The 11,282-nt window shown below is 69.8% G+C and carries 12 protein-coding genes; 8 read left to right on the plus strand and 4 right to left on the minus strand.

The features are described 5' to 3' along the window. Nucleotides 1-35 precede the first annotated feature (35 nt). Genes AB0P25_RS16740 through lnt form a run of 8 tightly spaced genes read left to right on the plus strand, consistent with a single transcriptional unit; the run spans nt 36 to nt 8,513 of the window. On the plus strand, nt 36-953 hold the full coding sequence (locus AB0P25_RS16740) for a peptidylprolyl isomerase (protein ID WP_363808861.1): 918 nt from the start codon (nt 36-38) through the stop codon (nt 951-953). A gap of 22 nt (nt 954-975) precedes the next feature. Then, the gene (locus tag AB0P25_RS16745; protein WP_363808862.1) at nt 976-2,031 is read left to right on the plus strand and encodes a WYL domain-containing protein; all 1,056 of its coding nucleotides are present in this window, start codon (nt 976-978) and stop codon (nt 2,029-2,031) included. Then, nucleotides 2,024-2,998 (plus strand): WYL domain-containing protein, encoded by a 975-nt coding sequence (locus AB0P25_RS16750; protein WP_363808863.1) that lies wholly within the window; start codon nt 2,024-2,026, stop codon nt 2,996-2,998. The genes AB0P25_RS16745 and AB0P25_RS16750 overlap by 8 nt, the downstream gene beginning before the upstream one ends. A 29-nt stretch (nt 2,999-3,027) precedes the next feature. After that, a complete protein-coding gene (locus tag AB0P25_RS16755; protein WP_363808864.1) occupies nt 3,028-3,387 on the plus strand; it encodes a hypothetical protein in 360 nt (119 codons plus the stop codon). Between the two features lie 4 nt (nt 3,388-3,391). Beyond that, nucleotides 3,392-3,646: a Sec-independent protein translocase subunit TatA gene (gene tatA / locus AB0P25_RS16760; RefSeq protein ID WP_363808865.1), complete on the plus strand. Its 255-nt coding sequence runs from the start codon at nt 3,392-3,394 to the stop codon at nt 3,644-3,646. 43 nt (nt 3,647-3,689) lie between these two features. After that, entirely contained in the window at nt 3,690-4,442 is a 753-nt protein-coding gene (gene tatC, locus AB0P25_RS16765) for a twin-arginine translocase subunit TatC (RefSeq protein WP_363809338.1), read from the plus strand. Between the two features lie 36 nt (nt 4,443-4,478). Beyond that, the gene (locus AB0P25_RS16770) at nt 4,479-6,911 is read left to right on the plus strand and encodes a DEAD/DEAH box helicase (protein WP_363808867.1); all 2,433 of its coding nucleotides are present in this window, start codon (nt 4,479-4,481) and stop codon (nt 6,909-6,911) included. Between the two features lie 42 nt (nt 6,912-6,953). Continuing rightward, nucleotides 6,954-8,513 (plus strand): apolipoprotein N-acyltransferase, encoded by a 1,560-nt coding sequence (lnt, locus tag AB0P25_RS16775; RefSeq protein WP_363808869.1) that lies wholly within the window; start codon nt 6,954-6,956, stop codon nt 8,511-8,513. A 49-nt stretch (nt 8,514-8,562) separates the two neighbouring features. Here the strand turns inward: lnt and AB0P25_RS16780 are convergent, their stop codons facing one another. The 4 genes from AB0P25_RS16780 to AB0P25_RS16795 form a co-directional block, all read right to left on the minus strand. Next, a complete protein-coding gene (locus AB0P25_RS16780) occupies nt 8,563-8,934 on the minus strand; it encodes an RNA polymerase-binding protein RbpA (protein WP_064108923.1) in 372 nt (123 codons plus the stop codon). 112 nt (nt 8,935-9,046) lie between these two features. Beyond that, nucleotides 9,047-9,796, minus strand: a complete 750-nt coding sequence (locus AB0P25_RS16785; protein WP_363808871.1) for a glycerophosphodiester phosphodiesterase family protein — start codon at nt 9,794-9,796, stop codon at nt 9,047-9,049. Beyond that, on the minus strand, nt 9,793-10,788 hold the full coding sequence (locus AB0P25_RS16790) for an SPFH domain-containing protein (protein WP_363808872.1): 996 nt from the start codon (nt 10,786-10,788) through the stop codon (nt 9,793-9,795). Before AB0P25_RS16790 ends, AB0P25_RS16785 begins: the two co-directional genes overlap by 4 nt. Continuing rightward, nucleotides 10,785-11,279, minus strand: coding sequence for an NfeD family protein (locus AB0P25_RS16795; RefSeq protein ID WP_363808873.1), 495 nt, complete (start codon nt 11,277-11,279; stop codon nt 10,785-10,787). The genes AB0P25_RS16790 and AB0P25_RS16795 overlap by 4 nt, the downstream gene beginning before the upstream one ends. Between the last annotated feature and the right edge of the window lie 3 nt (nt 11,280-11,282).

The following is an 11,282-nucleotide window of genomic DNA, read 5'->3' on the forward strand; positions in this document are numbered from 1 at the left end:
ACGCCTTGAGCCAAGCCCCGACCGAAAGAGAACCCGTGCGCAGAATCACCATCGGAAGAACGTCCGCCGTCGTGGTCGCCGTCGGCCTGGTGGCCGCCGCGCTCACGGGATGCTCGTCCAACCCGAACGCGGACTGCGGCACGGCCCTCCCATCGGGCGGCGCCTCGCAGCTGGTGGAGGCGACCGGCAAGATCGGCTCGAAGCCGGACATCACGGTCCCGACCCCGCTCGACACCACGAAGTCGCAGCGCACGATCCTCACCGAGGGCACGGGCGAGCAGGTCCACGAGGGCCAGGTCGTCGAGATCCAGTACACGATCCTCGACGGCAAGACCGGCCAGGTGCAGCAGACCTCGTACGGCAGCGGCGACACCTACCCGCTGGCGCTCGGCTCCGGCAACGCAGCGCTGAGCAAGGGTCTGCAGTGCGCGCCGGTCGGCTCGCGCGTCGCGGTCGTCATCTCGCCGAAGGACGCGGGCGGCCAGGGGGCGACCAGCTCGGGCGTGATCGTGGTCGACATCCTCAAGGCGTACCTGTCGCAGGCGAACGGGGCGGTGCGTCCCTCCGCGTCGGGCTTCCCGACCGTGGTGCTCGCGCCCACCGGCCAGCCGGGCATCACCATCCCGTCCTCCGGTTCCGCGCCGAAGTCGATCCGCAGCGAGGAGCTGAAGGCGGGCGACGGCGCGACGGTCAAGAAGAACTCGATCGCGATCCTGCACTACACGGCCGTCGGCTGGGAGAACAAGAACGTCGTGCTGTCGAGCTGGCAGTCGGGGTCCCCGGACCTCGTGTCGATCGGCACCGGGCAGAGCCAGGTCAACCAGGCGCTGCCGCAGAGCGTGCTCAAGCAGCTGGTAGGCAAGAAGGTCGGCTCGCAGGTCGTCGTCGAGGCCCCGGCCGAGGGACAGGTTCCCGCGGCCGCCTGGGTGGTCGACATCCTGGGGATCCGCTAACCGCTCGGACTAGGATGGACGGGTGTCCCGTTCCTCTTCCTCGCCCGCGCGCGTCCCGGTCGAGGAGCGCCTGTTCAGCCTCGTGCTGGCGCTGCTCGCGACCGAGAACGGGCTGACCAAGAGCGAGATCCTGTCGACCGTGCAGGGCTACCGCCAGCGGTACGAGCCGCACGGCGACAACAGCAGCCTCGAGCGGCAGTTCGAACGCGACAAGGACGACATCCGCGAGCTCGGCGTGCCGCTGGAGACCGTGGAGGCGCCGGAGGCGGCCGGCAACAACCAGCTGCTGCGGTACCGCATTCCGAAGGGGGCATACGACCTCCCGTCTGATGTCAGCTTCTCGCCCGAGGAGCTGACCCTGCTCGGTCTCGCCGCCGCCGTGTGGCGCGAGGGGTCGCTGTCGGGGGAGTCCCGGCGCGCGCTCATGAAGCTGCGGTCGCTGGGCGTCGAGGCCGACGACCCGGTGGTCGGCTACGCGCCGCGCCTCCGCGTCCGCGAGAGCGCGTTCGAACCGCTCAGCCAGGCGCTGGAGCGGCACGTCATGGTCCAGTTCCCGTACCTCAAGCCCGGCGAGAGCGCATCGCGGCAGCGCACCGTCGCGCCGCTCGCGCTGGTCCAGCACCAGGGGCGCTGGCACCTGCAGGGCATCGACCAGGATGCCCGCGAGTCGCGCACCTTCCTGCTGTCGCGGATCGTCGGTGCGGTCAAACTCACCTCGCGCGTGTTCGACCCGGAGCAGTACCGCGTCGACGGCGAGGCGTTCGCCGAGCGTGCGCTGCTCGAGCTCGAGCGCATCTGGGAGTCGAACGTCGCCACGATCGAGGTCACGGCCGGCACGGATGCGGCCACACGGCTCGGCAAGCGCTATGGCGACGCCGTGCCGGTCGGTGCGGAAGGCGAGCCGGTGCGGCTCACCGTCAACTTCTCGGACAGCAACATCCTCGCCGATCAGCTGGCGTCGTTCGGGCCGGAGGTGCTGGTGATCGCGCCGCCCGAGCTGCGCCAACAGGTGGTGCAGCGGCTGGAGGCGGTCGTCGCCGCGCACAGCGGTACCGATGTCGAGGAGTCCCATGGCTGAGCGCCGCAAGCCGATGCAGGCGCAGGACAAGCTGGCGTTCCTGCTGGCGCTGGTCCCGTACCTGATGGACCGCGATCGCGTGAGCGTCGCCGAGGCGGCAGAGCACTTCGGCGTGGAGCAGGAGCAGCTGCGCGACGCCGTGCGGTTGATCGCCGTTTCCGGCATCCCGGGCGAGACGAACGCGTACCAGCCCGGCGACCTGTTCGACATCGCCTGGGACGACTTCGAGGACAACGACCAGATCGTCCTGACCCATCAGGTCGCCATCGACGACTCTCCGCGCTTCTCGGCGCGCGAGGCGGCGGCGCTGATCGCCGGTCTGCAGTACCTCACCGCACTGCCCGAGAACGCCGACCGGGACGCGATCGGCTCGCTCATGGCCAAGCTGGCCCGCGGGGCCTCGGCCGCGCCGAGCCAGCTCGCCGTCGCCCGGTCCGAGACCGACGAGGCCTTGGCGACCATCCGCGACGCCGTCATCGCCGGCGTCCAGGTGGAGTTCGACTACCTCAGCTCGCGCGGCGAGCGGGAGCGCCGCCGCGTCGATCCGCTGCGCATCGAGTCGGTCGACCAGGACTGGTACCTGCGCGGCTGGGACCACCTGCGCACCGCGATCCGCACCTTCCGGCTCGACCGCATCGACGACCTCGTCGCCACCACCGAGCCGATCACCTACCGGCCTGGGGACGTCAAGCTGCCGGAGACCCTGTTCACCGGCACCGACGAGGACCAGCTGGTGACGGTGGAGGTGTCGGCGTCGGCCATCCCGCTGATCGAGGACTACATCCCCGAAGGCGCGGCGCGCGAGGAGCGCGGAGGAGTCATCCGCACCAGCGTGCGCGTCGCCCACTTCCACGGCCTGAAGCGGCTGGTCGCCGGGCTCTCCGGTGTGCTCACCGTGCTCGACCCGCCCGAGGCGCGGCAGGTCGTGGCCGGCTGGGCGCAGGCGGGCGTCGACCGCTACCGCTGACCTTCCCGGCCGCCCGTTAGGCTGGGCGCATGCCCTGGTGGTCGTGGCTGGTGATCTGGACCGTGCTCGTGCTCGGTCTGCTGGGCATGCTCGCGTTCTTCGCGTGGTGGCTGTTCCGCAAGGTCGTCGCCGCCGGGCGCGAGGCCGCCGCGCTCATGGACAAGGCCGAGGTGCTGTCGCGCCGCGCCGACGAGCTCCACGAGCGGTTCGAGCCGGCCGTCCTCGCCGACGCCGACGAGCTCCGCGCCGAGCGCGAGGACGAGCGCACCCGGCGTGCCTATGCCCGGCAAGCTCGCAGGGATGCGCGGGTCCGGCGCGGTAGACTACTGGTCGATGTGGATCCGGCGACGGTTCCGGATCGCTTCGCCCACCTTTTGAGAAGGACCTGATCTCATGTTCGCAGGACTGACCGGATGGCATCTGCTCATCATCCTCGCCGTGATCCTGCTGCTCTTCGGTGCGCCCAAGCTCCCGGCCCTCGCCAAGAGCATCGGCCAGTCGATGCGCATCTTCAAGGGCGAGGTCGACGAGCTGAAGAAGGACGGCAAGGACGACAAGCCGGCCGACGGCACCCAGAACGCCACCCCGGCCCCCACGGTCGCCCCGGCGCCGGTCGACCCCTCGACCGAGCCCAAGCCGAAGTCCTAGCACCGTGGCCTCCACGAAGCGAGGCAAGAACCGCGAAGGACGGATGACGCTCGCCGAGCACTTCGTCGAGCTTCGCAAACGCCTCTTCCGCTCCGCGCTGGCGCTGCTGCTCGGCTCCGTCGTGGGCTGGTTCCTCAGCGGCTACGTGATGGATGCGCTGCGCGGCCCGATCACCGAGATCGCGAAGCAGCAGGACCGCGTAGCGACGCTCAACTACGACAGCATCACCGGCGCGTTCGACTTGAAGATGCAGGTCGCGATCACGATCGGCGCCATCGTCTCGAGCCCGGTCTGGCTGTACCAGATCTGGGCGTTCTTCGTCCCGGCGATGACCCGCCGCGAGCTCAAATACGGCTTCGGCTTCTTCTTCACCGCCGTGCCGTTGTTCATCGCCGGCGGTGTGACCGGCTGGCTCCTCGTCCCGCACATCGTGAGTCTGCTGACGAGCTTCGCGCCCGCCCCTGACACCGCGATCATCGGGGCCAAGACCTACTTCGACTTCATCCTCAAGCTGGTGATCGCGGTCGGGATCGCCTTCGTGCTGCCGGTGTTCCTCGTGCTGCTGAACTTCGTCGGCGTGCTGAGCGCGAAGTCGATCATCGCGTCCTGGCGCTGGGCGCTCATCCTGATCGCGCTGTTCACAGCGATCGCGACCCCGGCCGCCGACGTGCTGTCGATGTTCCTGCTCGCGATCCCGATGGTGGGGCTGTACTTCGCGGCGTACGGCGTCGCCTGGCTGCACGACCGCCGGGCCGCGAAAGCCGCGAACCGGCTGGAGGCCGAACTCGCCGCCTGATGCGGGCCCCCCTGACGACAGGCATAGGCTGGTGGGGTGACCGACCAGACGCTCTCGCCGGCGGAGCGGTACGCCGCCTCCCGCGACCGGGCCCGCCAGCCCCTGCTCGAGACCTTCCGCGAGGGCCTGCGGTTCGATCTCGACCCGTTCCAGCGTGAGGCATGCGCCTCGCTCGAACGCGGCAGCAGCGTCCTCGTCGCCGCGCCCACCGGCGCGGGTAAGACGATCGTCGCCGAGTTCGCCGTGTTCCTGGCGATGCGCGAGGCGAACGCGAAGGTCTTCTACACCACGCCGATGAAGGCGCTCAGCAACCAGAAGTTCCAGGAGTTCGTCGAGGCCTACGGACCCGAATCCGTCGGCCTGCTCACCGGCGACACCAACATCAACTCGCGCGCCCGGATCGTCGTCATGACGACCGAGGTGCTGCGCAACATGCTCTACGCCGACTCCGATCTGCTCACCGACCTCGCCTACGTGGTGATGGATGAGGTGCACTACCTCGCCGACCGGTTCCGCGGCGCCGTGTGGGAGGAGGTCATCATCCATCTGCCGTCGGAGGTGCGGATGGTGTCCCTGAGCGCCACGGTGTCCAACGCGGAGGAGTTCGGCGACTGGCTGCAGGCGGTCCGCGGCGACACCGACGTCGTGGTCTCGGAGGAGCGTCCCGTGCCGCTGGAGCAGCACATCCTGATGCGCTCCAAGCTGATCGACCTGTTCGACTCGTCCGGCCTCGCGGCGACCAACCGGGTGAACCCGGAGCTCGTGCAGATGGCGCGCTACGGCGGCCGGGTGCTGAGCAGCCGCCAGATGCGGGATGTCGGCCGCTACCACTCGAAGGGCGGCCGGCCCGACGGGTTCCGGATGAACCGGGCCGACCTCGTCGCGCTGCTCGACGACCGCAACCTTCTTCCGGCCATCTTCTTCATCTTCAGCCGCAACGGCTGCGACGCCGCGGTCAACCAGGTGCTGCGCGCCGGCGTGCGGCTGACCGAGCAGAACGAGCGCGAGGAGATCCGCGCGATCGTGGAGGAGCGGTGCCGCACCCTCCTCGATGAGGACCTGGCGGTGCTCGGCTACTGGGAGTGGCTGGAGGGTCTGGAGCGCGGTGTCGCGGCTCACCACGCCGGTCTGCTTCCGGCGTTCAAGGAGGTCGTGGAGGAGCTGTTCCGCCGCAAGCTCGTCAAGGTCGTCTTCGCGACCGAAACCCTCGCCCTCGGCATCAACATGCCCGCCCGCACGGTCGTGCTGGAGAAGCTGGAGAAGTTCAACGGCGAGGCGCGCGTCCCGATCACGCCGGGGGAGTACACGCAGCTCACCGGCCGCGCGGGACGCCGCGGCATCGACGTCGAGGGCCACTCCGTCATCCAGTGGGAGGACGGACTCGACCCCCAGTCGGTCGCCTCGCTGGCCTCCCGCCGCAGCTACCCGCTGAACTCGAGCTTCCGGCCGACGTACAACATGGCGGTCAACCTCATCGACCAGTTCGGCCGCGTGCGCACCCGCGAGATCCTGGAGTCGTCGTTCGCGCAGTTCCAGGCGGACCGTGCGGTCGTCGACCTCGCCCGGAAGGCGATGCAGCAGGAGCAGTCGCTCGCCGGGTACGAGGAGGCGATGAGCTGCCACTTGGGCGACTTCAAAGAGTACTTCAGCATCCGCCGCGAGCTGACGGACCTGGAGCGCAAGGGCTCCCGCATCGAGTCCGCGTCCAGCGAGGAGCGCGAGAAGCGGCAGCGTCAGCTCGCCGCCCTGCGCAAGCGGATGAAGGACCACCCGTGCCACCGCTGCACCGAGCGCGAGCAGCACGCCCGCTGGGCCGAGCGCTGGTGGAAGCTGAAGCGCGACACCGACCGGCTCCGGGCGCAGATCCAGTCGCGGACGGGAGCCGTCGCCAAGGTCTTCGACCGGGTGTCCGACGTGCTCCTCGAACTCGGCTACCTGACCGAGGAGGACGGCGAGACGGTGCTGACCGTGCACGGCCGGACCCTCAAGCGCATCTACGGCGAGCGCGACCTCCTGGTCGCGGAGTGCCTGCGCCGCGGCGTCTGGAAGGACCTGGATGCGCCCGGTCTCGCGGCGATGGCGTGTGCGCTCGTGTTCGAGCCGCGTCGCGACGAAGGTCTCGCCAGCGAGCGCACGCTGCCACGCGGCGCCTTCCGCCCCGCGCTGGAGAAGACCACGACCCTGTGGAGCAAGCTCGACGACCTGGAGCAGGACCACCGCCTCCCGGGCAGCGAGCCCCCGTCGACCGCTATCTCCCTCGCCATGTGGATGTGGTCCCGCGGCTCCGGGCTGGACGCGGTGCTCCGCGAGGCGGACATGGCGGCCGGCGACTTCGTCCGCTGGGCCAAGCAGACGATCGACCTGCTGGACCAGCTGTCGCTCGTCGCCCAGGGCAACGTGGGGCGCGTCGCGCGCCAGGCACTGGAGTCCATCCGGCGCGGGATCGTCGCGTACTCGTCCGTGGCCTAGCCTGAGCGGTGCGCACGGCCGGATGACATAAGCTCTCCCTTCGTGCACATCCTCCCGCGAGCCCCGCTTCCGCTGTGGCTCGCGGTCATCGTCGCCGCGACCGCCGGGCCGGTTCTGGACTCCGGGTTCCCGGCGCTGGACTGGTGGCCGATGACCTTCGTCGGGATCGCGATGGTGCTGCTCGCGCAGCGCGGCCGGCGGGCGGGATCCGCGTTCCTCGTCGGGTTCGTGGCGGGCGAGGCGTTCTACCTGGTCCACGTCGCCTGGACGGCGCTGTACCTCGGCCCGCTGCCGTGGATCGCGCTCTCCACCTTGGAGGCGCTGTTCTGGGGTGTGGGCGGCATCCTGATCACCCTCGCGTACCGGTGGGTGCCGCGCGCGTTCCCGACCCGCCTCGGGCGGCTGGGGCTGCTGCCGGTGGTCATCGCCGGGCTCTGGGTGCTGCGGGAGTTCGTGACCGGCACGTGGCCCTACGGCGGGTTCTCGTGGGGACGCGTGGCCGAGTCCCAGTCGACGAGTCCGCTCGCGCCCCTGGTCGCCTGGCTCGGCATCTCCGGACTCGGCTTCGCGATGGTCTGGCTGGTGGCGTTCCTCATCGAGCTCGACGGAACTGTGGATGTTCGCAGGAGCTCGCGTGCTTTCCTCGCCGGGATCGCCATCGTCCTGCTGTTCGCCATCCCGGCCTGGCCGGCCACGACGAACGGGACCACGCGCATCGCCGCTGTCCAGGGCAACGGCCCCGCCGGCTACTTCGACAACGCACCCCCCGGTGCGGTCTTCGACACCCAGGTCGCCGAGACGCTGCGCATCCCGGCCGCGCAGACCACCGGTGACAAGAAGGTGGACATGGTGGTCTGGCCCGAGGGTGCGGCGCTGCCGGACCCGACGCGCGACCCGGACACGGCCGCCATCCTGGACGCCCTCAGCCGCAAGCTCGGCGCGCCCTTCATCGTCGGCACGATCACCCAGCGCGACGACAAGCTCTACAACACCTCGCTGCAGTGGGAGGCCGGGAAGGGTGCCGTCGACTACTACGACAAGAAGCATCCGGTGCCGTTCGGCGAGTACGTGCCCGACCGCGCGTTCTGGCGCCCCTTCGCTCCCGACCTCATCGACCTGATCGGGCGCGACTACACGCCGGGGACGCGGGACAACGTCTTCGACATCGGAGGTGTGCGCGCCGGGATCTCGATCTGCTTCGACATCGTCGACGACCAGCTGCTCACCGACATGATGCGCGGGGGAGCGCAGGTCATCCTGGCGCAGACGAACAACGCCGACTTCGGCGAGACCGACGAGAACCAGCAGCAGCTGGCCATCGCGCGGCTGCGCGCCATCGAGTCGGGGCGGTCGCTGGTGAACATCTCGACGGTCGGCAGCAGCCAGATCGTCGGTCCCGACGGACGGACGATCACCGCGATCGCGCCGTTCAAGCCGGGTCACATGGTCGCGGATGTGCCGCTCGGAACGACCACCACCCCGGCGACGCTGCTCAGCCGCGGGATCGAGTTCCTGGTCGCCGGCCTCGGCCTGTTCGGGCTGCTGGTCGCGTTCACCGGGCGGCGTGGGACGCCGACCGTGCCGGTTCCGCCGCTGACATGAGAGAAGCCGCCCTCACCCGGAGGTGAGGACGGCTTTCCGATGCAGCGGCTCAGGCGCTGTGCTTGCGCTCGCTGGTGCCGCGACGGGCCCGCAGGTACTGAAGGCGCTCCTCCAGGAGCTCCTCGAGCTCGGCGCGGGTGCGGCGCTCGAGCAGCATGTCCCAGTGGCTGCGCGGCGTCTTGACGTCGGTGTGGTCGACCTCGACGGGGGTGTCGTTGACGAGCAGGCGGGCCTCATGCCCGCAGTGCTTGCACTCCCAGGTGTCGGGTGCCTCTGCCTCCGCGGAGAAGACCATTTCGGTCTCCTGCCCGCAGACGGTGCAGAGGTAGGTATAACGGGAACGCGGAGAGTAGACGACGCCTTCTTCGCTCTGTAGGCTTTGGGCGCCGAGTCTCATTCCGCGCAAGCTGCGATCTGCCATTGTGTGGTTCTCCTCTATGCGCGCGAATCCTCACAGTTATAAACCGTCAAGCTGGGGATTCTCTTTCCGGAGGAGCCTTTCTCCCAGTGGGCTCTCAGCGTCAGCGGCCGCCTCAGCGCCGGGCGTCGACCACCCGGCGCAGGATGTCGCAGCGGTCGGTGACGATGCCGTCGACGCCGAGGTCGAGCAGGCGGATCATGTCGTTCGGCGCGTTGACGGTCCACAGGTGCACCTCGGCTCCGGCGGCGTGGATGCGGCCGACGGTGCGCCGGGTGACGAGGCGCACCGGGCCGCGCCGCTCGGGCACCTGCACCGCGACGAAGCCGCGCAGGGCACTGCGGACGGCGCTCCCCACACCGGTCTTGGCGCCCAGGAGGACGGGGACGAACTCCGACACCGCAGGTGACGACGCGACGCCGGGGAGGTGGTCGGTCACCGCTTTCCGGCGTTCCGGGGAGAAGCTGGTGATGAGCACGCGGTCGGTCGCCCGGGCGGCCCGGATCACCTCGACCGCGGGGGCCGCGGCGCGCGCATCCTTGACGTCGATGTTGAATCGCGCCTGGGGGAATGCGTCGAGCGCTTCGGCCAGTGAGCAGAAGCCCTGGCCGTGCCCGAGATCGATGCGCCGCAGCTCCGGCATCGTCAGCTGGGCGACCTGGACGTTCCGTGCGGCGACCCGCGACAGGTCGGGGTCGTGCGCGATCACGGCCACGCCGTCGGCGGACGCGTGGATGTCGGTCTCGAGGTGCGTCGCACCGGCGGTGAGCGCCCGCGCGAACGCCAGCAGCGTGTTCTCGGGCGCGTCGATGGCCAGGCCGCGGTGCGCGATGACGCGTGGCGGCCGTCCGTCCAGGAAGCTCACGGAGTCGGTGCGGAGGCGGGTGCCGGGGGAGCGGGCGGCTCGGCGGTCTCCCCGGCGTCGGCCGCGGCATCTGCCGGCCCTCCGACCCGCGGCGCGCCGGCCTGGCCGAACGCGGTCCCGATGCCCTTCAGCGCCTCGGTCAGTTCGCTCGGGATGATCCACAGCTTGTTCGCCGGGCCCTCCGCGAGCTTCGGGAGCGTCTGCAGATACTGGTAGGCGAGCAGGAGGTTGTCCGGGTTGCCCTGGTGGATCGCGCCGAACACCGTGGTGATCGCCTGCGCCTCGCCCTCGGCGCGCAGCACCTGCGCCTTCGCGTCGCCCTCCGCGCGCAGGATGGCGGCCTGCCGCAGACCCTCCGCGTTCAGGATCTCGGACTGCTTCGTGCCCTCGGCCGTCAGGATGAGTGCACGCCGGTCGCGCTCGGCGCGCATCTGCTTCTCCATCGAGTCCTGGATGGACACCGGCGGGTCGATCGCCTTGAGCTCGACCCGGGAGACGCGGATGCCCCACTTGCCGGTCGCCTCGTCGAGCACGAGGCGCAGCTGGCCGTTGATGTTGTCGCGGCTGGTCAGCGCCTCCTCGAGGTTGAGGCCGCCGACGACGTTGCGCAGGGTGGTCGTGGTCAGCTGCTCGACCGCGCCGAGGTAGTTGGCGATCTCGTAGGTCGCGGCGCGCGCGTCCGTGACCTGGAAGTAGACGACCGTGTCGATCGAGACGACGAGGTTGTCCTCGGTGATCACCGGCTGCGGCGGGAACGACACGACCTGCTCGCGCATGTCGATCAGCGGCCGCACCTTGTCGATGAACGGCACGACGACGTTCAGACCCGGCATCAGCGTCTTGTGGTACCGGCCCAGCCGCTCCACGACCCCGGCCCGCGCCTGCGGGATGATGCGGATCGAACGGAACAGCGTGACCAGCACGAAGATCGCGATGATCAGGATGATCACGCTGACGACGATGGTCACGATGAGCTGGCTGGCGTCGTTCACGGGGCAGTCCTCTCGGTCAGGCCGTCGGCGCCTGCGGAGACCGGTGCGGGCGCGACGACGGCGGTCGCGCCTTCGATCGAGACGACGACCACGTGCTCGCCGGGGACCAGCTCCGGGGGAGCGGCGGAGGCGATGCGCGCGGTCCAGGTCTCGCCGACCTGCAGCTTGACCAGCCCGGAGGTGCGCGTGACCGTCGAGACGACGACACCGCCCATCCCGATCAGCCGGTCGACGTTGCTCTTGGCCGGGTCGCCGCCGCGTTTCAGCGCGTGCAGCAACGGCGGCCGGATGAAGAAGATGAGGACGACGGAGAGGATGGCCGCGATGAGCAGTTGCAGCCACCAGGGCGCCCCGAACAGGCCCGAGAGCAGCCCGCCGAGGCTGCCGACGGCGATCATCAGGAAGACGAAGTCGAGCGTCAGCATCTCGATGATCACGAAGATCAGAATGAGGACCAGCCAGACGATCCAGGCGAAGGACGTGATGTCCATGAC

Source organism: Leifsonia sp. NPDC077715 (assembly GCF_040686855.1).
Classification (GTDB): Bacteria; Actinomycetota; Actinomycetes; order Actinomycetales; family Microbacteriaceae; genus Leifsonia.